This is a genomic window from Peribacillus sp. Bi96 (assembly GCF_918698115.1).
In the GTDB taxonomy this organism is placed as follows: Bacteria; Bacillota; Bacilli; order Bacillales; family DSM-1321; genus Peribacillus.
In genome coordinates this window covers 124980-145617 of sequence record NZ_CAKKLV010000002.1, presented here as the reverse complement: position 1 = coordinate 145617, position 20638 = coordinate 124980, and the positions used below count along the sequence as shown (strand labels likewise).

Annotated in this window: 20 protein-coding genes, 2 pseudogenes and 1 riboswitch; of the genes and pseudogenes, 5 read left to right on the top strand and 17 right to left on the bottom strand. The window is 39.4% G+C overall.

The window, feature by feature from the left end; translation table 11 throughout:
* Positions 1-51: 51 nt before the first annotated feature.
* The gene (locus LQ203_RS03210; RefSeq protein ID WP_230155614.1) at positions 52-1254 is read left to right on the top strand and encodes an MFS transporter; all 1203 of its coding nucleotides are present in this window, start codon (positions 52-54) and stop codon (positions 1252-1254) included.
* A 269-nt stretch (positions 1255-1523) separates the two neighbouring features.
* Here LQ203_RS03210 and LQ203_RS03205 read toward each other — a convergent pair whose 3' ends face one another.
* From LQ203_RS03205 to LQ203_RS03180, 6 genes are all read right to left on the bottom strand, one after another.
* Entirely contained in the window at positions 1524-2786 is a 1263-nt protein-coding gene (locus LQ203_RS03205; RefSeq protein ID WP_230155612.1) for a glycosyl hydrolase family 18 protein, read from the bottom strand.
* 229 nt (positions 2787-3015) lie between these two features.
* On the bottom strand, positions 3016-3765 hold the full coding sequence (locus LQ203_RS03200; protein WP_230155610.1) for a (S)-benzoin forming benzil reductase: 750 nt from the start codon (positions 3763-3765) through the stop codon (positions 3016-3018).
* Positions 3766-3845: 80 nt separating this feature from the next.
* Positions 3846-5303, bottom strand: coding sequence for a cardiolipin synthase (gene cls, locus LQ203_RS03195; protein ID WP_230155608.1), 1458 nt, complete (start codon positions 5301-5303; stop codon positions 3846-3848).
* Between the two features lie 212 nt (positions 5304-5515).
* Positions 5516-5779 carry a metal-sensitive transcriptional regulator gene (locus LQ203_RS03190; protein WP_230155606.1) on the bottom strand — a complete coding sequence of 88 codons (264 nt, stop codon included), beginning with the start codon at positions 5777-5779 and terminating at the stop codon, positions 5516-5518.
* Positions 5780-5949: 170 nt separating this feature from the next.
* Positions 5950-6393: an SRPBCC family protein gene (locus LQ203_RS03185; RefSeq protein ID WP_230155604.1), complete on the bottom strand. Its 444-nt coding sequence runs from the start codon at positions 6391-6393 to the stop codon at positions 5950-5952.
* Between the two features lie 178 nt (positions 6394-6571).
* Complete coding sequence (locus tag LQ203_RS03180) at positions 6572-7102, bottom strand: DUF4309 domain-containing protein (protein WP_230156125.1); 531 nt, start codon at positions 7100-7102, stop codon at positions 6572-6574.
* Between the two features lie 606 nt (positions 7103-7708).
* Here LQ203_RS03180 and LQ203_RS03175 point away from each other — a divergent pair.
* Positions 7709-8215 (top strand): annotated as a pseudogene (locus tag LQ203_RS03175) (MFS transporter); the annotation flags it as partial.
* 365 nt (positions 8216-8580) lie between these two features.
* Here the strand turns inward: LQ203_RS03175 and aspA are convergent.
* Both aspA and LQ203_RS03165 read right to left on the bottom strand, forming a co-directional pair.
* Positions 8581-8735 (bottom strand): annotated as a pseudogene (gene aspA, locus LQ203_RS03170) (aspartate ammonia-lyase); the annotation flags it as partial.
* Positions 8736-8775: 40 nt separating this feature from the next.
* Positions 8776-9750 carry an asparaginase gene (locus LQ203_RS03165; protein ID WP_230156123.1) on the bottom strand — a complete coding sequence of 325 codons (975 nt, stop codon included), beginning with the start codon at positions 9748-9750 and terminating at the stop codon, positions 8776-8778.
* Between the two features lie 241 nt (positions 9751-9991).
* On the opposite strand from LQ203_RS03165, the gene LQ203_RS03160 reads away from it, so the two are divergent.
* The gene (locus LQ203_RS03160) at positions 9992-10393 is read left to right on the top strand and encodes a helix-turn-helix transcriptional regulator (protein ID WP_230155602.1); all 402 of its coding nucleotides are present in this window, start codon (positions 9992-9994) and stop codon (positions 10391-10393) included.
* 258 nt (positions 10394-10651) lie between these two features.
* On the opposite strand, the gene mmuM is transcribed toward LQ203_RS03160, so the two are convergent.
* The 6 genes from mmuM to LQ203_RS03130 form a co-directional block, all read right to left on the bottom strand.
* A complete protein-coding gene (mmuM, locus tag LQ203_RS03155) occupies positions 10652-11614 on the bottom strand; it encodes a homocysteine S-methyltransferase (RefSeq protein ID WP_230155600.1) in 963 nt (320 codons plus the stop codon).
* Positions 11604-12998 carry an S-methylmethionine permease gene (mmuP, locus tag LQ203_RS03150; protein WP_230155598.1) on the bottom strand — a complete coding sequence of 465 codons (1395 nt, stop codon included), beginning with the start codon at positions 12996-12998 and terminating at the stop codon, positions 11604-11606. Before mmuP ends, mmuM begins: the two co-directional genes overlap by 11 nt.
* Positions 12999-13081: 83 nt before the next feature.
* Positions 13082-13184, bottom strand: a riboswitch (SAM riboswitch).
* Between the two features lie 216 nt (positions 13185-13400).
* The gene (locus LQ203_RS03145) at positions 13401-14009 is read right to left on the bottom strand and encodes a flavin reductase family protein (protein ID WP_230155596.1); all 609 of its coding nucleotides are present in this window, start codon (positions 14007-14009) and stop codon (positions 13401-13403) included.
* Between the two features lie 20 nt (positions 14010-14029).
* Positions 14030-14638, bottom strand: a complete 609-nt coding sequence (locus LQ203_RS03140; protein WP_230155594.1) for an alpha/beta hydrolase — start codon at positions 14636-14638, stop codon at positions 14030-14032.
* Positions 14638-15585: a ring-cleaving dioxygenase gene (locus LQ203_RS03135; RefSeq protein ID WP_230155592.1), complete on the bottom strand. Its 948-nt coding sequence runs from the start codon at positions 15583-15585 to the stop codon at positions 14638-14640. The genes LQ203_RS03140 and LQ203_RS03135 overlap by 1 nt, the downstream gene beginning before the upstream one ends.
* A gap of 24 nt (positions 15586-15609) precedes the next feature.
* On the bottom strand, positions 15610-16587 hold the full coding sequence (locus LQ203_RS03130) for a ring-cleaving dioxygenase (RefSeq protein ID WP_230155590.1): 978 nt from the start codon (positions 16585-16587) through the stop codon (positions 15610-15612).
* A 245-nt stretch (positions 16588-16832) separates the two neighbouring features.
* On the opposite strand from LQ203_RS03130, the gene LQ203_RS03125 reads away from it, so the two are divergent.
* Positions 16833-17432 carry a nitroreductase family protein gene (locus LQ203_RS03125; RefSeq protein ID WP_230155588.1) on the top strand — a complete coding sequence of 200 codons (600 nt, stop codon included), beginning with the start codon at positions 16833-16835 and terminating at the stop codon, positions 17430-17432.
* 177 nt (positions 17433-17609) lie between these two features.
* Here the strand turns inward: LQ203_RS03125 and LQ203_RS03120 are convergent, their stop codons facing one another.
* The 3 genes from LQ203_RS03120 to LQ203_RS03110 are packed head-to-tail and all read right to left on the bottom strand — an operon-like array spanning position 17610 to position 19910.
* Positions 17610-18662 carry an alpha/beta fold hydrolase gene (locus tag LQ203_RS03120; protein WP_230155581.1) on the bottom strand — a complete coding sequence of 351 codons (1053 nt, stop codon included), beginning with the start codon at positions 18660-18662 and terminating at the stop codon, positions 17610-17612.
* The gene (locus tag LQ203_RS03115; protein ID WP_230155580.1) at positions 18655-19125 is read right to left on the bottom strand and encodes a hypothetical protein; all 471 of its coding nucleotides are present in this window, start codon (positions 19123-19125) and stop codon (positions 18655-18657) included. The genes LQ203_RS03120 and LQ203_RS03115 overlap by 8 nt, the downstream gene beginning before the upstream one ends.
* Positions 19126-19148: 23 nt before the next feature.
* Positions 19149-19910 (bottom strand): SDR family oxidoreductase, encoded by a 762-nt coding sequence (locus LQ203_RS03110; protein WP_230156121.1) that lies wholly within the window; start codon positions 19908-19910, stop codon positions 19149-19151.
* A gap of 255 nt (positions 19911-20165) precedes the next feature.
* Between LQ203_RS03110 and LQ203_RS03105 the strand changes: the two genes are divergently transcribed.
* Positions 20166-20621, top strand: coding sequence for an OsmC family protein (locus tag LQ203_RS03105; RefSeq protein ID WP_230155579.1), 456 nt, complete (start codon positions 20166-20168; stop codon positions 20619-20621).
* Positions 20622-20638: the final 17 nt, after the last annotated feature.

Below are 20638 nucleotides of genomic sequence, written 5' to 3'. Positions count from 1 at the left end.
AAAACCCATCTATAAAACAATGGACTTTTATCTCGCTAAAGGATGGTATACATGAATAATAAATCGTTTCGACGCCTTTGGATTTCTCAGGCGTTTGCAAATCTAGGGGATATATTTTATGTAGTCGGGTTGATTTCACTTATATATGCCTTAACTGGTTCTGCCTTTTATTTGAGTTTGCTTCCGTTCACAACAACGATTTTTCGGTTTATCAGTAGTTTACTTGCACCACTCGTAATCGACAGGTTTCCTTTAAAAAGAATTCTTGTACAATCGCAATGGTGGAAGACCATTTTACTTGTTTTCCTGGGAATCTATATTACAAATTTCAATCAAGGTTTCGCTGTGGTCGTTATATCCTTCATTGCCTTGATCTCCTTATTGGATGGAGTCGCTGCCCCGGTTAGCGCAGCTTTGGTTCCTCAATTAGTTCCAAAAGAAGAGCGGATGAAAGCGAATGGTTTCTTGAATGTGATCACCCAGACGATTTTTGTCGCTGGATGGCCGCTTGGTTCTGTCTTATTAATAAGTACCAACAGTAGTTTCATAATTTGGCTTACGGTCATACTATTTGCCGTTTCAACGATCTATTCAGTAAAAATGGAAGTCTCTGAACAAACAACGGATAGCATTCCTACATCAAACCGGGATTCGATAATATCCGGATGGGTAGCGATCCGCCAAATCCCAACGATACGTACACTCATTTCCCTTGATTTTATTTCAACTTTAGCTTCAAGCGTTTGGGTAGCTGCCGTAATATATGTATATGTAGAACAGAACTTACAACTAGGTGAAGAGTGGTGGGGTTATATTAACACTAGCTACTTTATCGGCATGATCATCAGTGGATTGATCGTCATCCGTTTTGCCAAGTTACTTGAAAAACATGTCGGCTTCTTTATTATTTTCGGGCTATTTCTCAGTTCACTTCTGATATTTCTTTTCGGATCGACGAGCATTCCAGCATTGGCTTTGTTGTTTGCATGTCTTTACGGTCTCCCAGAACAAATCCGGGAAGTGATCTACACCAAGCTATTCCAAGACCATGCATCAGAAAAGACTCTAGCGAAAATTTATGCAGTTTGGGGAGCGGTCATCAATCTAACATTTGCCGGTTCTATTTTGCTATTAGGCTATATCACGGAAACATATAGTGTCAAAACAACGTTTCAATTTTCTTCTACCTTGATATTCCTGGCCTTTCTTTATGCGATTTTTAAAAGAAAGGAATTACAAGGGAAGGAAGTATGATCATCACGCTCAAGTCATTTTATATGCTTCACTGATCTTTCATTCATTTTGTTCACCGTATATGAAAAGGAGCCTTCATTTCATGGCTCCTTTTCTTTTTAATGGTTTTAAGGCAGATTTGGGAACGATTGACTCTTCTCATAATCTTACCTGGTGTTAGTTGGATGGGTCCTGACAGAAGTCCCTCATCTACACGAGTCAAACCATTCGAAATTGCCATGATAAAAGAGGAACTACGTCCTCTTTTTTACTGCCTACACGAAATCCTTCTATTTAATGGTTATTATATTCTGTTTTATGAACGCCCAATTCTGCGGAAATTCCAAACCAATCTGCCAATAAGTTGCACCTATCAGTTCATATGAATCAATCGTTTCATATTTTGCACTTATCGAGCGAATATCTTCAAACCAGACGACATGATCCAAGTTTTCTCTTCTATAAGAATAGGTAGGTGATGCCGCTGTAGTGTCGAATGTGATTTCAGAACCGGTTGCAATGGCAAGATTTTGGGCATTTTTAGCTGATAATGCCTTCGTATCATTGCTTGATACAATCCAATCGTATCCATACATAGGAAATGCCGACTGCAATTTATACTCAGGGATATTCGTCAAAGCATATCGGAGTACCTCGACCATCCACCAAAGTGGGGAAATTGGTTCGGGTGGGCCCGTTGGATATCCATAATCAATGGTCATCACGGCAACAAGGTCGGCTACCTCTCCAATCCCCCGATAATCATGACCGCCTACAATTCGATTGTCAGGATTATCTGCTGTTTTTGCATGTACGTTAACATGAAGAATTAGTTCGTTCAAACCCTCTTTTAATTCTTTTAAAAAAACCACGTAATCAGAACGTCTTGCTGGAGGGATGAATTCAATGTCCATGCTGACCCCTCCATAGCCCTTCTCCCTTACGAAATTAAGCAAACTATTGATTAAATTCCTTCTATAAACTGAACTAGTTAGTACTCCACCAGCCAAGTCAGCATCAAAATCACCGTCTTGAAAATTCCGGATCATCAATAGCGGTGTCACCCCGGTTTGTTCACATTTAGCAATAAGGGGAAGATCATCACCATCAACGAAAGCATAGCCTTCCTCGTTAAAGGAATAAGCAACAATGGCTAAATAGGATAATTTGTCACCATTATTCTCAAGTGTTTCAAACACTACTCCCCCTGAACTTGGGAAGGCAAAACCCAGCGTGATCAATTGATTTTTGTAAGGAGACGGAATCATGATTTCCGTGCCGACCTTTAGTGAATTTGCATCCATTTCGGGATTGGCTTTCATGATGGATGCAACACTCGTGCCAAAACGACTGGCAATTCCATCGAGGTTATCCAGGCTTTTTATTAGATACCTTCGATTCACCACATTTGCATCTGGTATATACAACGCCAGGCCAGGAACCAAAGTTGTTGATTCCAATCCATTGACTTCGATTATCCTTGACGGGTCAACTTTATTTTTCTTGGCGATTTCCGTAAGGCTATCACCTTTTTTCACAATGATGATCGTCATTCATAACCCTCCAAACTCCCTCCAAAAAGTTTATGTTATTCATGTATTTAGATAGAACGAATTATTACATTTTCATAGGATGAATATCCTGCACATGTATATTTCAAATGTTGTCTGAAGTCTAAAACATCAAGTCCTTTCAGCCAACAAAAAGAGGTTGTCCAAAAGGACAACCTCATACTATACGCCATCATTCGATTTCTCGTTCCACCCATTCTTCAATGACACATTAAAGTAAATTCTTTATATCATAAAACTTCCCATTCTCCAGTTCTTCCACTTCAAGTAACTGCAATAGTTTTTCTGCCACCAATTCAGGACTCCTTAACATGCCCTTTTCTTTATATTCATGAAATTTGTTTCGGTCGGAAAAGTCATGTTCGTCTGCTGAACGGATTATTCCTTGCATCTCCGTGTCCATTACACCTGGTGAAAAAGAAATGAGAGACGTAGGGAAGGACACTTTATCCTGTTCCACCCCCGCTACCCTCGTGAACATTTCAAGCCCCGCCTTTGTGCTGCAGTAGGCTGCCCAGCCATGATAAGGATTCTTTGCTGCCCCTGAAGATATGTTGACCATTACCTTCTTTCTGTTCCAATCCTTAGTTTGTTTGATGAATTCATCGGCCAATACGATGGGTGCCAAGAAATTCACCCGCATGCTGGTTTCCAAGTTTTCCTGACCAAGATTTCCAATTGGCTTGATTGGTTCGATAACACCTGCGTTATTAATGAAGTATATGTCACTTTTTTGATCCACTACCGCCAAGACCTCATTGATCAACGAAGTTAACTTTTCCGTTTCATTTAAGTCCATGGAAATAACAGTAAGCTTCGTCCCGAATTGAGCGGCCAGTAAAGCCATATCAGGATGGGCTGTACGAGAAATTAAAATGCAATGATCACTCGTCTGCAAACATTTCTTGGCAATGGCAGCACCTAAACCTTTTGAAGCTCCTGTGATAATGAAAGTTTTCATAGCAGTTCCCCCTTTTATTGATTATTCTCCATTGTACCAAAAGAAACAGCCCATATAGTAATGGGCCGCTTCTATTATATTTACAAAATGGGTGATAACAGTCTTGCAATGGACTCTTTAAAACGAATCCATTTTGAACGCTTTTCAAACTCTTCAATGGTAAGTTGCCTGCACACTTCTACATCCTTATAAAAAATCCTTGTAAGTGTTTCGGCCATGCCTTCGTCGTATATGAAGGCATTGACTTCAAAATTCAATTTAAAACTTCGGACATCAATATTTGCGGTCCCCACCGAAGAAACTTCTTCATCCACGACAATCATCTTCGCATGGATAAATCCGTTATCATAGATGTAAATTTTAGCCCCTGCTCTTAATAACTGCCCTGCATTGAAAGTTGTCGCCCAATATACGAAAAGGTGATCAGGCTTATTGGGTATCATGATCTTTACATCCAATCCTGACAAGCTGGCTATCCTGAGTGCATCCAATAAACTTGCATCCGGAATGAAGTAAGGTGTTTGAATGAGAATCGATTTTTTAGCTGAAGAAATTAATTTAATATAGCCGTTTTTAATTTGTTCCCATTCAGAATCCGGCCCACTTGTCACAATTTGCAAATCTATATTTCCTTGAGGCTCCAGAGTAGGAAAATAATGGGGCTGATAAATGATATCATGGTGCTTCGATGCCTGGTTCCAGTCCAGAATAAAGCGGGTTTGAATGGCTTTGACTGCCGCTCCCTTTATCCGGAGGTGTGTATCTCGCCAATAACCGAATTTTGGATTAAGCCCTAAATATTCATCACCTACATTAAAGCCGCCGACATACCCTACCTTTCCATCTATGATGACGAGCTTTCTATGGTTACGGAAATTCAACCGTAGATTTATAAACTTTAACTTGGATGGAAAGAATGCCTCCACACGGCCGCCAGCCTGCCTAAAATCCCTAAAAAATCTTTTGGTCATTCCTCTTGATCCCAACTCATCGTAAAGCAGGCGAACTTTGACACCTTCATTGGCTTTTTTAGTCAAAGCATCAATGAATTGTTTACCAAGACCGTCCCTTTGAATGATGTAATATTGTATGTGAATGTGGTTTTCAGCCTCTTCGATATCTTTAAATAGCTGTTCAAACTTCATTTTTCCTTCCGTAAAGATATCAACTTGGTTATCTTCCGTAAGAACGGCATCATTGTTTCGAAGGTGCATATAAATCAAATCACGATAATTACTCGAAGGCGCATTTCGAAAAGGAAAATGATCCGCAGATAGCTCTTCCATCTGTTTATCAAGGATTTCTTCAATCCCGATCTTCTTCTTATCCTCCCATTGGAATAAGTGGGCGTGCCTCAAACTCGTTCCAAAAAGAAGATATAAAATAAAACCGACTACAGGCAAAAAATATAAAACCAATAACCAAGCCCAGGTCGTGCTTGCTTCCCTTCTTTCAAAAAATATAACGATCGTAGCGAATAATATATTAAGAATGATAACGAGGCCGAGCAAAACCGATGTAACATGCGTAAATTCCATAGCATAACCTCACTCAATTTTTATCCCTTTAAGGATAACATGCCAATTCTTTATATCAAAGGATTTGCTTATTTGAAAAAGAAAACCGAGAATTCACAAAAATGGGCCTCTCCTATAGAGGCCCATTTTTTAAAAAACATCCACCGAACCTTAAAATTCCACAATATGACAGGATGCCTTATGCAATTATTAACAAAAAAAAGCAAAATGTCTTACCGGCTTTTCACTAATAAATTCACGGCTTCTTTAACAAGATCCTCGGGATTATTTTCTCCGGTTTCATTAGCTTCCCGTACGCATTCTACAAGATTCGAGCTTACGATTACCCCTATTGTCCTATCGATCGCAGATCTTGTGGCAGATAACTGCGTGACTACATCTCTACAATCTTTATTTTCTTCCATCATTTTCAAAATACCACGAAGCTGCCCTTCAATTCGCTTCACTCTATTTTTCATCTGCTTTTCATATTCCATATGAGGTGGACCTCCTACCCCTATAACTAATAATTTTCATCCTGACATCATACCAAATTTAAATCAATTTGAAATGAAGCTTGATAAAAATCTTACAATTTATAATACATACCCAATAGGTATAATTGTCAAGTGCCAATACCCAACATTGCTTGATCGATATGTAATTTCTATTTTTGCACGAGAAGATTTTGTGCCATGGCCTCAGAAAACTCAATCGTCATTTGGGGAACGTAAGTTTTTAACAAAGCATTAACGATCGGGGCTTTAGCTCCTTTTGCCGTTATCGCCAAGCAGCCAGTCATTTTAGTCTGTCCCATACCGCACTGTTCTGCTAAGAAATAGCCATACCCATCAAATTTTTCATTTAATCCCCGTAGTTTAAATGTTACCTTGTCGGGTTCGTTCCATTCCAAAATATTCACTTCAAGTTTAATTTTCTTTTTCATCAATCCTAAATCGCTTTTAAACTCCCATATAAGTGTCCTATCATTAATCATCTCATGATTGATATACCCTGGTACAAGAGGTGCCCAACGATCTATGACACTTACAAACCCCCATACAGTGTCTATTGAAACCGGTAAAATGATACTATGCAATCCTTCTGACAAAGCAGTTCCCCCCTAAATCATTTTACTTACATCTTCTTAATGTATGGCTGAACAATATTGATTAGAACGGTAAGATTAGATTCTTAAATAAAATTCTCCCGGTGGTAAGAAAAAGATAATAACAGCAAAGAATCGCCCCGCTGCAATAAAGGGACGATTTCTTTTGTGTGGTGGTTTCTTATTGATCTGTCGCAAATTCAACCGTATACATATTCAATCTTGGATCAGGGTTAATCCAGGCGCTTTCAAACACGAAGACCACTTTATAATTTGCGTAATCGGTATAAGTGACATAGTACATCCCTTCTTGCTCCACTTCACTTATAGGTTCACCAATCAATCCCTTCAACATGGATAAATGAATGGATTGCAATTTCGGATCAAAATCATCAATGCCGGTAATCGTTTTTCTACCTGTTGAACCGTCATAGAGGAATCGGACATTCCGGCTCCAATAATTGGCTGCAGCAGTACTTAAATCTTCCGGTGCACCCCATGCTTTTTCCACTTTCTTCAATGAATCACCTACAGAAAATGGTCCACTGTTAATGGATTGTTGGGATTCATAGGCTAAACCCATGATTTGCCGAATCAAAAGGTCTGGCGTGGATTGCGATGATATTGAATCTGATGAAGCACAAGCGGCCTGCCCACTAAACATGAGCAATGCGAGCATTAGTAATGTAACGCTTCGGATAAAGCGATTCACTTGTTTCAAAGTTATCCTCCCTTTCCCACCTAGAAATGACTAATTGCATTTTTTTAAATAGCTTAAAAAAGATGAAAAAGTGCGTATGTCATTCTGGTTTTACCTTTACTATTACTATTCATTGGCACTTTGGACACATACCATTGGTTCAGAAAAAAACCTTAAATGAAATATTAAAACGGATTAAGCCATTTCAAGTGAGCCGCATTTTTATTTTTATATTTATTTATTTTTATCCTGATATAAAACTAGTGCTAATAAGGACTTAGTTAACTTGAAGCCAATGGTGCCTTCTTTGTCTGAATTGCACAAAAAAATGTTGACAGCGTTTTCTTATGAAGATAGTATAATTATTACAAGTTAACGATGGTGGAGATTTGGAGACTCATGCTTTAATAGGACCTTATAAACAATAAGGTTGCTATTTTGGTATGAGTTTTTTTGTGTCATCATCAAAACTTTACTAAATTAGGTTCAAAAATATCATATTAAGGAGGAATTGGATGCTCAAATTATTTAAGCCAGCTCTACCAGTTGAAAGATTGCCTGAAGGAAAAATAGATTCTGAATATAAGAAACTCAGATTACAAGTTTTCATCGGTATCTTCATTTTTAAGCGAAGAAAAAGGCTTCAACATGGACGAGTCCAGTACGGCTTATTTCTTATACGAATGGGCAGGCATTCCGGGAACTTTATTATGCGGTTATATCTCGGATAAAGTTTTTAAAGGACGTCGTGGACCGGCGGGGGTTGTCTTTATGCTGGGAGTATTAATCGCAGTCCTTGTTTACTGGTTTAACCCTGCAGGCAACCCGATGATTGATATTATTTCCCTAATTGCGATTGGATTCTTAATTTATGGACCTGTTATGTTGATAGGTCTGCAAGCACTTGATTTAGTTCCTAAAAAAGCTGCAGGCACTGCAGCAGGACTGACTGGCTTATTTGGATATTTAGGTGGATCTGTAGCGGCTAATGCTATTATGGGATATGTAGTAGACTTTGCAGGTTGGAATGCAGGTTTTACATTAATAACGATTTCTTGTGTTCTGGCAGTAGTGGTTTTTGCAATTACATGGAATGTTCGTGGACAGGAAGTAGTAAAAGGCTAATACGGATATATTATTACAGGCACTATTGAGCTCAAGCTTCCCCATCGCCCATAGATTTATACTAAGGCGATGGGTTTTATATGAATAGTTAAACCCGCTCCATAATTTTGATTAGTACTACTGTCAAAAATAACCCCGATTTGAAAAAGACCTATAACACAGATGAAATTGCATAAGCTTTATTCTTTACCTGTTTTTTGAATATTCAGTTTCCAGTACTCACACGCAGGTGACGGATGATTGGGGGAAATTTCATATTAGATGTATATAATTAATGACTATGCCTATAAACCAACGCTCGGTCCTAAAGGCATAGTCATTACATCAAAAATCATATAGATTAATGTTTTCAACTAATTTACTGATTATAGCCTATCAAAAAGAGAAGCTTCCGCAATACCTGGTTTGTCATCTCATAAGGATTTAGAATCAAATCCAATTCTTCTTCTGTCAACACATCATATTGTACACAAAGTTCGCGAACTGATTTGCCTTTTAAAATCGTTTCACGCGCAATACGTAATACAAGGAATACTTCCCCTTGCTCCTTTGTATGTTGATCATGTAATATCCTCTGCTATCGGTGTTTCCATCATTTCCTTCACTTTCTTTGAATCCTGTGTCTTGGCTAATATCCACATCAATTTGGGAACGATGGCTTCTGTATTCATATTTCTGGAACGAATGATGACATTCTGATTTACTTTTCGTCCCACTTCATATATATCCATATCTTCCCCTTCCTCTAAACATTGGGTAGTAATGACAACGGATATTCCACACTGTACCAGTTCATTCAATTTCTCTAAAATATTTCTACCTTGAAATGGAATACCGCCGCTCCCATAACTTTCAATGACAATACCTCGATATTGATGTTTCAGAAAATCAAAGAATTCTGGCTTAATTCCGGGATGCAGCTTTACCAAAGCAACATCAGTGCAAATGGAAGTATCCAACTTAACTTCTTTATTATTCGGTATAGGAACAGGCTTACCATACTCAATTTTATCTTTGTATATAGAAGCAATATAAGGGTAATTAATACTTTCAAATGAATCATAACTTTTCGTTCTCAGCTTAATGGCCCTTGTACCCTGAATGACTCTACCATCAAAAACTACATATACTCCGCCAATCTCTTCACAAGCAAACCGAATCGCGTCAGAGATATTTCTTTTGGCATCTGTCTTTTTAAAGGCAATTGGGATTTGAGAACCTGTAATAACAATTGGTTTCCCTAAATCTTGTAACATATATGAGAGCGCAGCTGAAGTGTAACCCATGGTATCTGTTCCATGGGTGATAACAAAGCCATCGTAATCATGATAGTGCTCATGGATGGATTTTGCCATTACTGTCCAATCTTCCGGCTGCATATTTGTACTATCAATATTCATCAAAGGCATACTATCAATCTGACATAGTAAATCCAAACCCGGTAGGTGACCTAAAATTTCCTCCGCTTTCATCTCTGGAACAAGTCCGTTTTTCCCTTCTAACGAAGCAATTGTCCCACCGGTAGTAATCAACATCAACTTCTTCTTTTTTACCTTCAAATTCTCCACCATTCTACCTCCCATAAGCCTCCCCGATTCTCCATCATTCTATGCATCTCAGAAAAGGATGAATTCTCTGCATTTGTCTACGTTACGCGTACATATTATGTAATTATAGTCATATTACCGAGTGAAATCAAGTGAAAGTTATTCATTACGCGTACACTTTATTGCCATATGATGCTATAATGGTTTCATACAAAGGAGAGTAATAAGGATGATTTTAAATAGTTTAACTACATTAAGGAAGGGCAAAAGGTGGTCTTTGCAATATACGGCTGACAGACTCGGAATCGCCAAAAGTACTTATGCCGGTTATGAATCTGGTCATCGCCGCCCTTCATTGGAAACGATTAATTTATTAGCTGGCTTATATGAGACGTCCACGGATTACATTCTAGGCAGAATTGATGATCCAGCTTTTAAGCCTGAAGGGGTTTCCACAGAGTCCAGTCAAGCCAGGGAATTAACGGATTTTTCATCAAATTTGGAGCTTTCTGTCGACGGAACCTCTCTTTCTGAAGAGGAAATGATTCAATTTATTGCATTTATAAGAGCTAAGCGAGAAGTGGAAGTAAATCGCTATAAACAAACTGAACCAAAAGATCCATTGGGCTAGGGTCTTGTAGATGGGTTCTTCTATGAACCTCGTAAGGAAATATTAACACTTAACCTGTGGGTCACGGGAAAGTTAAGATCTGTTCCCATCGAAATGTTATTGAAATCCGGTTTGGTGCGAGAAGCATAGCTGAACCTGAATATAGATACTAAAAAGAACAGGTTGCTTCATTCCTGTTCTTTTTGTTTTCATTTAATGACTATTTACGAGTATCCCTTCTTCTTACATATCTTATAAAAAGTTTTCTATTAAAAATGGCTATGAGGACACGACCTCAGTTGGTCTCCACTTTCTTGAAATCTCTTCAATATGATGAGGTGCCGTTCTACAGCATCCTCCTATTAAACGTGCCCCTGCATGGTGCCATTCTTCAGATTTCAGGTCGAGACTGTTACATGATTCTTGGCCATGCCATGTTTTAGTTTCTGGATTATAGGTTTCACCAGAGTTAGGATAAACAATTATTGGCTTTTGTGTGTTTGCACTCAACACCTTGATAGCTTCCGTGATGCCTGATACTGGGGCACAGTTAATGCCAATTGCTGCAATTTGCTCACTGTTCCCAAACAATCTCGCACACTCCTGCAGCGTTGTACCGTCACTTATCGCTTTCTCATTTTTCAAAGAAAACGATAGCCAAGCATACACATCTGGATAATCTTTCAATAATGAATCCAATACTTTTGCTTCTTGCTGGGAAGGAATCGTTTCAAATGCTAATAGATCAGCTCCTGCTTCAATTAAAGCTGATATTCTTGAGCGATGAAAATCCGCTAAAGTTTCATCTGAAACACCATAGTTTCCTATATACTCTGAACCATCTGCAAGGAAAGCCCCATAAGGTCCAACGGATGCAGCGACCAATGGCTTAGGTCTAATCGTTTGATTTTCTTCCTTCCAAAAATCATCCCTTGCTCTTCTGGCAAGTAACACCGTTTTCTTTATTAACTCCAAAGCCTCTTTTTCTTGTATTCCACGGAAGGCGAAACCTTCAACAGTAGCTTGGTAACTTGCCGTTATCGCACAGTCTGCTCCAGCACGAAAATAGTCAGAGTGAACCTGATAAATCACTTCTGGATTTTCAATTAATACACGTGCAGACCACAGGGGATCATCCAAATCACACCCATGCCTCTCAAGCTCTGTAGCTAGAGCTCCGTCCAAAATCATGACTGAATGATCTCGTAAAATAGCATCAATCGGATTCATTTTATTCTTCATGACCTTCTCCTCTTTTCTTTATAGTTTGTGTTAGATAATAACTTCCATAGCAAAATAAAATAAATGGAATACCACAATATAGTGCTATTCGTTGTTTAGGATCAAATGCTATTCCTATGCAAGAAGCAAGACATAGCATGAAGGAAACGATTGGTACGAGTGGATATAATGGTGTACGATAAGCCAAATCATTTACTGAATTTCCTTCTTTTATAAATCGTCTGCGAAAAAGAAGCTGTGACGCGCTAATACTCATCCAAACTATAACCACGGCTAGACCCGAAATGGATACAAGCACTATGTATACAGTATCCGGAGCAATAATACTCGAGAACAGGGCTAAGCCTCCGCCCAACATACTGAAAATGACTGCATATATTGGAACACCCCGTTTTGTCAATTTTGCAAATATTGGGGATATAGTTTTTTTATCTGCAAGTGACCAAAGCATTCTGGATGAGGCATAAAGTCCTGAGTTTGCAGCAGACAAAATGGCAGTTAAAATAACAAAGTTCATAATATCCGCTGAATATGGCACTCCAATACGTTCAAGAACTGCTACAAAAGGGCTCTCTAATACGCTTGCATCCGAAATAGGCAATAATGCGGATAATACGACGATGGTTCCTACAAAAAAGATAATTAATCTCCATAATGTCATACGGATTGCCTTTGGTATCGTTTTTTCTGGATTAACCGTTTCTCCAGCTGCAATTCCGATTAATTCCGTTCCAGAAAATGCAAAATTCACTGCAAGCATCGTCATTAGAATGGCAAAAGCCCCATTAGGGAATAAACCTGCATGTGTAAAATTGGAAAATAACGGAGCTGATTGCGAATGTATGATGGGAATAAAACCTAGCATTGCCGCTGCTCCTAAAATAATAAATATCACAATCGCAAATACCTTTATAGACGCAAACCAGAATTCGGATTCAGCAAAAAACTTAACAGTCCACGCATTTAAGACAAAAACCAAAATGGCAAATAAAGCGCTCCATATCCAGACATTGATTGAGGGAAACCATCGCTGCATCAACAAACCTGCAGCCGTGAATTCCGAACCCAGTGCGACAGTCCAAGTTAGCCAGTACAACCAGGCTACTGTATACCCTGTCCCAGGTCCTATGTATTTCGCTGCATAGCTATGAAATGCACCTGTCTCGGGCATTTGCACTGCCAGTTCACCTAAACATAACATGACTAGATAAACCACTAATGCTCCAATCAAATACGAAAGGATTGTACCAAACGGGCCAGCCTGTTGAATCGTATAACCCGAACTTAAGAATAAACCAGTTCCAATCACCCCGCCAAGCGATAGCATTATTATATGACGTGCTTGCATTTCCCTTTGAAAATTATGCTTCCTTTTGTTCCCCATTCTTACTCTCCTCTATCTTGCATCCAGAAAAAACGAAAACGCACTCTAATAAAGAGTGCGTTACTGACAAATAAAAACGTTCGGTCTTATCTATCAAGGTTTCACCCCCTGGAATTAGCACAGTGTCCTTGTAGACCTGTTGCTGAGGTTTCATAGGGCCAGTCCCTCCACCTCTCTGGATAAGAAATTATTTTTTATAACTCTATCAACCTATGAAAAAATTGTCAAGTTTTGTTTTGGATAGTAAAGACTTCCTTTAAATTCCTACAAGTTTGATTCCCTGGCATAGTATGAAAGGATTGCTTGTTTTAGGACAGTCGTTCACCATATTTGATTGGAGTTAATACTGGTTTAACAAAAATGGCGACATCTTAAAAGATGTCACCATTTTTTTCTTTTTCCTTAAGGCCGTTCTATTTCAAATAATTCCCCTAGTTTGGTATAAGTATGACCCGCTAATCTTGCTACAGGTTTTAGCCCATTCTGGTCAATTCGGCCATTATGGTAAATATCTTGCTCTATATGATAGCAGACTATTTTTCCTATCAATAAATCACAACCAGGTTTATTCTTGGAACCTGCCAATGGTATCGCATGCTCTAATATACATTCAAAGCGTACCTTCGCTTCTTGCAATCCTGGTACGGATACCTTATCACTAACCGCCGGCGTGAAATTAGTAAGACTCAATTCACTTTCGTCCGGTGGGAGTTCCTTCGCTGTTCGATTTGCATCAGCAACATTGTTTTCATCAGTGATATGAACAACGAATTCACCCGATTGAATGGCATTTCGGGCTGTATCCTTTGAAACTCCTTCTTTCCGTTGAATAGATATGGAAATCATTGGAGGATTGGAACTGACGATATTAAAAAAACTGAACGGCGCTATATTGATTGTACCGGTTTCGGATTGTGTAGTAACAAGGGCTATAGGTCTCGGTATTATGCTTCCAGTCAAAAACTTATAATTTTCCCGTTCAGTCAGACTTTCAGGATTAACTGAAATCATCTTCATTCCCTCTTTCATTCTTATAAAAATTTCTGTTGAAACCATGAACCTGCTGCCTCAACCTCTGAACGTGTTAACTGATGCCCGTAATTTTCCCAATGAACATCCACCGTAGCACCAGCTTGCAGTAAAAGTTGATTAAGTTCTTCCGTTTCTTCTGCAGGGCAAATCGGATCGTTTTTACCTGCAGCAATAAAAACAGGTATATCCGAGAGGGACGGTAATGCAAGCCCGCGTCTAGGCACCATTGGATGATGAAGAATCGCTCCCTGTAATACCCCTTCGAAATGGAACATCAAACTTGCCGCTATATTGGCACCATTAGAATAACCTAATGCTACCACTTTGTCACGATCAAAGTCATATTTTCCGGAAGCTAAGTCCAAGAACTCATAAAGCTCCTTCGTACGGAAGATCAAATCTTCTTCATCAAAAACCCCTTCAGCTAACCGGCGGAAATATCGAGGCATTCCGTTTTCAAGTACATTTCCCCGTACGCTCAATACGGATGAACCCGATGAAACCATTTCCGCTAACGGCAAGAGGTCTGTTTCCGTTCCTCCCGTACCATGTAAAAGCAATAGTAAAGGTGCCTCCGGATTACTTCCTTTTTGAAAAATATGCTTCATCATTTATCCTCCTCCAGTACTCTCGGCACTGCCGGCAGTAACGTTTTCTCCATGATTCCCCTTTTTTCTTCCAGCCATGGCGGCAGCATTAATTTACTACCCATCGTTTCCTTTGTCTCATCATGAGCAAATCCAGGTGGATCTGTGGCAACTTCAAAGAGAATGCCTCCATCCTCCCTGAAATAAATGGCATCGAAGTATTGACGGTCTTTAAAGGGTGTCACTCCATAACCATGGTTACCGATATGCTCTCTCCACTCTTTATGATCTTCATTATCGATCGCACGCCATGCAAGATGATGGACAGTTCCCACTCCGATTTCCCCATTTGGCAAAACTGATTTTTTAACATCTATCAAATTTCCGATATCCGAAGTGGATTTATAGCGGATGAAATCCCCCTCTTCCCCAATCTTTTGCAGGCCCATCACTTCCTCTAATAGTTCCATCGTTTTGATCGGTTTTGACGTCAATAATACGGCACCGCCGAATCCCTTTACCGCCTTATCGGCTGGTACACCGCCGAATGACCACGCGCTATTTTTACCTTCTTTACGTTCAACCAATTCAAGTTGCAAACCATGGGGATCTTGAAATTCGAGATATTCCTCACCGAAACGTGAAACCTTTTCAAAGTCTACGTTAAATTTATCCAAACGCGTTTCCCAGAAACCCATTGAACCTTCCGGAACGGCATATGTCGTTATCCCCACTTGTCCAGAGCCAATTGTTCCTTTGTATGCTCCAGGCCATGGAAAGAAAGTGATAATTGTGCCAGGTGAACCTGATTCATCTCCGAAATATAAATGGTAGGTGCCTGGATCATCAAAATTAACGGTTTTCTTCACCATACGCATCCCCAAAACTCCAGCATAAAAATCCACATTCTCTTGAGGATTACCTACAATGGCGGTTATATGATGTATTCCCGCAGTTTGCTTTTGCATACCGATTACTCCCTTTCCCGTTGATTAATTTGTCAATTTTGTATTCAATGGTTTTAAATTGGATTCAATATCCTTCCTTTTCGATTCTAAAAAAGGTGGCAGGGCAAGGTTCTCACCTAGGTGCTGTTCTGCTTCATCCACAGCAAAACCAGGTCCATCAGTAGCTAGTTCGAATAATATACCATTCGGCTCCCTAAAATAGAGTGAACGAAAATAAAAACGGTCCACATATCCAGAGTTTACGTAATTCGATTCACTAATTTTCTCTATCCATTTTCTCAGTTCCCCTTCATTTTCCACCCGGAAGGCAACATGGTGTACTCCGCCCCTCCCTAACCGTTCTCGAGGTATGTCATTCCTTTCTTCAATATGGACTTCCGCCCCTGTTCCTCCCTCACCTGTCTCATATACGACAATCGGATTTTGCCCTCTGATGGAGGATGGGTATGTGCCTGACCTCCTGAACCCCAATAACTCAGTAAGAACGCTTTCTGTCTGTTCAATATTGGGTACAGTAAGTTTTACTGGTCCTAATCCAAGGATGGAATACTCTTGCGGTACCGGGCTCCCATCCCAGGGCAATCCTCCTTGAACGCCATTATTATCCTGATCGGAAACCAGAAGAAGCCTTTGCCCTTCCGGATCTTTAAAAGAAAGCACCTTCCGTTGAAAACGGGTCGATACTTCATCATGCTCAACATTGAATTCCTCAAATCGTTGTTTCCAAAATCCAAGTGCTTCATCACCCCTCACCCTTAAAGAAATTTCTGAAATACTATTGTTTCCCTCATGAGTGCGGGCAGCATTGGAAATTTCAAAAAACGTCAATTCCGTACCCGGTGAACCAATTTGATCTCCATAAAATAAGTGATACACACGAACATCATCTTGATTCACCGTTTTTTTGATTAATCGCATCCCTAAGACTTTGGTGTAGAATTCAAAGTTGTTTCCCGCTCGAGCTGTAATCGCCGAAACATGATGTAATCCTTTTAATTCCATCCGTACCCCTCCTATCTTTTTAAATCTCCCCTGTCAGAGAGAAATTACTCTTCGAATAATATCTCGAATTCAAGATATCTATCTAAACGAGTAATACTTTTAATGCAGATATCTTGATTTAAAGATAAACGATATTGATTTATTTGTCAACCATTTACATTCAAATATTTCAACCGCATCCACTTATAATAAAAAAAATAAAAACAGGTCAAAATAAGTCGGTATAATGATTGGAGGTGTGATTTATGGCAAAAGATTTTCTAAGCGCAATTGAAGATAGACGATCTTATTATTCCCTTAGTAAGGAACGTGTTGTCCCTGATAAAAGGATTAAAGAAGTTATCGATCATGCCGTTCAATATTCCCCTTCCGCTTTCAACTCCCAAAGTGCAAGAGTGATTGTTTTATCTGGTCAAAGCCACGACCAATTATGGGATATCACGAAAGAAACATTACGAAAAACAGTCGGTAACAAAGATTTTGAAAAAACGGAGGAAAAAATGAAGTCATTTAAAAATGGTTATGGTACGGTTTTATTCTTTGAAGACCAGGCCATTATAGATAGGCTTCAAGAACAGTTCAAAACATATTCCACAAACTTTCCGATTTGGTCGAACCAATCGTCTGCCATTTTACAATTTATCGTATGGACTTCATTGGAAATTGAGGGGTTTGGTGCAAGTCTTCAGCATTATAATCCCTTAATTGATGATGAAGTGAAAAAGACATGGGACATATCTCGCAACTGGAAACTGATTGCACAAATGCCCTTTGGAAAACCGACCGCAGAACCTGGCGATAAAGACTTTACACCACTGGAAGAACGAGTGAAATATTTTCAATAATACAAGAGGGCTGGCTCTTCACAGAGCCAACCCTTTACGATATTACACTTTAATAATCCTGAAATGTTGCAATAAATCTGAAAATACAATGAAGCAAAGCTTAAATCTTCTCCAACAGGCCTGAGTTTGATATACTCACTGTCGTTCAAGACGTTCATTTCACATCTCCCTAATACACTATTGAATGGGTGAAGATCGCTTTGGCAGCCAGTCCTTCAAATAAGGTGGGAGTCCACCCGAGTATTGTTTAGCAGCATGTCCACTTTTCAGTAGGCTATATGTCTTATCCTTACATGTTAAATGCTCCATGATCGGATAAATCATTTCTTGAGGGACCAATCGATCATTCTTATTTGCTAAGACCAAAACATTAGCATCAATTTTCGATAGCTTCGCTTTTTTCCCCTTAACCTTAAAGCCCCCATTAACCAAGCGATTTTTTATCACAAGGTCTTTGGTTATCTGTTTTGCAGCGGCTCCCGATAATGGCACATGCCCATTGGTCCACGCATTGAAGCGGCGCCAATTTTGTACGTATTCCTCATTATCCGCCTCGTTCAATAAAGATAAATAGGGTGATATATAGATAGGAGATGTCATTAAGCGGATTCCATATTGAACTGCACTGGCTGGAATCGTTTGAAAAATATCAATCGTCTCGTCAAAATCCGCAGTACCTTCTTTTATGGCTTCCTGCCATTGATCAAAAAATGGCGAGGCACTAAAATCTATTGGTGTAACGGAGAGAATTAAATTCTTGACCGGCTCGTCTGCCATGGCAGCATATATTGCGGCTATTGTACCGCCGAGGCAAAATCCCATAACTGTAATTTCTGATGCTCCGGAGTGAAGTAGTGCACGCTGCACTCCTTTTTGAATATAATCGACGACATAATCTTCGATTGATATTTCTCCATCTTCATAACCCGGACTTCCAAAATCAAGCAAATATACATCAAAACCTTCGTTAACATACGATTCTATTAAACTATTTCCTGGCGACAAGTCAAGAATCAAAGGAGTGTTGATTAGTGAATAAATAAGAAAAACCGGCACATTGTACTTTTTTTGTACCGACGGATAGTACCAGAGAGTTGACTTGTTTTTTTTCCACACCGCTATTTTCGGTGTCATTCCCATTTCAGGCATTGGCTGAGTGGGAATATCCAAAAAATGTTTCCATTTAGGTATTGCATCGGATTGATTTTTCGGCATTTTCCGTTTAGACATTTGAATTCCCCTGTCCAAAAGATTTAAACTCAGGTAATTGTGCACTTAACAATAAAGAGTCATTTATAAAATCCGATATTCTTTTTCTACTCCCTTCCTTTTCATTGGATTGCCATCTTGACTTCCTTTTCTTACCGCGTGATGACGTGTTACTTCGGAGATTACCATTTCTCTCAAGCGTAGATAGGAGCTCTTCAATCCTGTCAATTTTTTCTTCGAGCTGAATGACTAATTTAGCAACACCCGCTACGTCTTTTTTTGTTGGGTAATTCATGATGATGGACATTCTTTCCGAGGCTTCGTGCATCCTATTTACTTTCGGAACCTGCATTTGTGCATTGTCACTTACTGCTTCTATTAATTCACGATTATTTAGCAAATCTTGGATTTTACCATTTAGCTGCCGTTCTCTTTGTGCGCCAAGCAGTTTTAGCCCTTTATAAAAATTTGAGTTTGCTGCCATATTCATCTTCCTTTCCTCTCCGTTTATACTAATGCCGATATTCCCCCATCAATGATTAAAACATGACCAACCATATAGTCAGAAGCTTGTGAGGCTAAAAATACGGCGGCTCCTTTTAAATCATTTTCATTGCCAAAACGGCGAGCGGGAGTTTTACCTAGGATGTCATAGTTAGATTTTCCAAGAATTTCCTTTGTAATTTTAGTCGGAAAAAATCCTGGTGCTATCGCATTGACTTGGATGCCGTATCTAGCAAGTTTAACTCCTAAATCCTTGGTCATTGTAATGACAGCACCCTTACTTGTGTTATAAGCTATCGTATCCAATAGTTCAGGAAACGTACCGCCAAGACCTGACACCGATGCAATATTTATGATTTTTCCGGAATTTTGCTGCTTCATGACCTTCGCAACAGCCTGAGAAAACAAGAATGTGCCTGTAACATTTACATTCAATACTTTTTCCCACTTATCCCTAGGAAGATCCAAAAGGGGACCTGACCAGGACGTGCCGCTATTATTGACAAGAATATCAATCGTACCGAATTGAGCAATCGTTTCCTGTACCACAAGATCAATGTCACCCTCATCTGTGATATCACATTCAAGGGCCAGGGCTTTTACACCCAATGATTGCAAGTGTTCACATACCTCTTTACATACAGGAAGATTTCTTGAAGCAATGACGATATTAGCTCCAGCCTCAGCATACGCCATGGCAATCTGCTTTCCCAATCCCCTGCCGCCTCCGGTAATGATAGCCGTTTTATTAGTTAAATCGAACATATTACTCAATGTTGTCAACTTTTCAGCCCTTCCATAATGAATTCTTATTTTTATAAAACCATCTATATCATTATAGAAAAGCCTATCCAATATGGTGCTTAAAATAGCCTAATGCCTTTAGCCTTTTGTTTCACTAGCCTTTCTCCTATTTAAAAAATTCTCTTTTACATTGGATTGCCTCGTGATTTAGAGCAAAATCGAATACTAAACTTGTTTTATCGTATACACTAAAAGAATAGTAAGGAGGTTTATAAAATGACGATACATCACTTTCATTTAACCGCGGAATGGCCAGGAGGCAGAAATGATATCGGTACGATCCATTCGGGGAATCTTCAAACACAGATAAGCATTCCTCCCGAAATGGAGGGACCAGGGATCGGCACCAATCCCGACGAAATGCTGCTTGGAGCCGCATCCACGTGCTATATCATTACCTTTGCTGCCATGTTAGAGCGAAGCCATATAGAAAAATCCAGCTTGACCATGCAATCGGAAGCTTTAGTGGATGTTACGAATGGTGTATTCACCTACAAAAAAATCATTCATCGCCCAACACTTGTTTTGGCTTCGGATACATCTGAAAAAGTGATTGAAAAAGCGAGAAAACTCGCAGAAAAGGCTGAAACATCATGTATGATTTCCAGGGCGATCAAAGGAAATGTAATTGTGGAATTGAACGCAACAATTTCCATAGCGCAGCAGACATGAACGAAGAAAGGTGCCTA

Coding starts and splice junctions, on each gene's coding strand:
- LQ203_RS03210 (WP_230155614.1), top strand. CDS start 52: ATGAATAATAAATCGTTTCGACGCCTTTGGATTTCTCAGGCGTTTGCA.
- LQ203_RS03205 (WP_230155612.1), bottom strand. CDS start 2,786: ATGACGATCATCATTGTGAAAAAAGGTGATAGCCTTACGGAAATCGCC.
- LQ203_RS03200 (WP_230155610.1), bottom strand. CDS start 3,765: ATGAAAACTTTCATTATCACAGGAGCTTCAAAAGGTTTAGGTGCTGCC.
- cls (WP_230155608.1), bottom strand. CDS start 5,303: ATGGAATTTACGCATGTTACATCGGTTTTGCTCGGCCTCGTTATCATT.
- LQ203_RS03190 (WP_230155606.1), bottom strand. CDS start 5,779: ATGGAATATGAAAAGCAGATGAAAAATAGAGTGAAGCGAATTGAAGGG.
- LQ203_RS03165 (WP_230156123.1), bottom strand. CDS start 9,750: ATGTTGATTACTACCGGTGGGACAATTGCTTCGTTAGAAGGGAAAAAC.
- LQ203_RS03160 (WP_230155602.1), top strand. CDS start 9,992: ATGATTTTAAATAGTTTAACTACATTAAGGAAGGGCAAAAGGTGGTCT.
- mmuM (WP_230155600.1), bottom strand. CDS start 11,614: ATGAAGAATAAAATGAATCCGATTGATGCTATTTTACGAGATCATTCA.
- mmuP (WP_230155598.1), bottom strand. CDS start 12,998: ATGGGGAACAAAAGGAAGCATAATTTTCAAAGGGAAATGCAAGCACGT.
- LQ203_RS03145 (WP_230155596.1), bottom strand. CDS start 14,009: ATGATTTCAGTTAATCCTGAAAGTCTGACTGAACGGGAAAATTATAAG.
- LQ203_RS03140 (WP_230155594.1), bottom strand. CDS start 14,638: ATGAAGCATATTTTTCAAAAAGGAAGTAATCCGGAGGCACCTTTACTA.
- LQ203_RS03135 (WP_230155592.1), bottom strand. CDS start 15,585: ATGCAAAAGCAAACTGCGGGAATACATCATATAACCGCCATTGTAGGT.
- LQ203_RS03130 (WP_230155590.1), bottom strand. CDS start 16,587: ATGGAATTAAAAGGATTACATCATGTTTCGGCGATTACAGCTCGAGCG.
- LQ203_RS03125 (WP_230155588.1), top strand. CDS start 16,833: ATGGCAAAAGATTTTCTAAGCGCAATTGAAGATAGACGATCTTATTAT.
- LQ203_RS03120 (WP_230155581.1), bottom strand. CDS start 18,662: ATGTCTAAACGGAAAATGCCGAAAAATCAATCCGATGCAATACCTAAA.
- LQ203_RS03115 (WP_230155580.1), bottom strand. CDS start 19,125: ATGGCAGCAAACTCAAATTTTTATAAAGGGCTAAAACTGCTTGGCGCA.
- LQ203_RS03110 (WP_230156121.1), bottom strand. CDS start 19,910: ATGTTCGATTTAACTAATAAAACGGCTATCATTACCGGAGGCGGCAGG.
- LQ203_RS03105 (WP_230155579.1), top strand. CDS start 20,166: ATGACGATACATCACTTTCATTTAACCGCGGAATGGCCAGGAGGCAGA.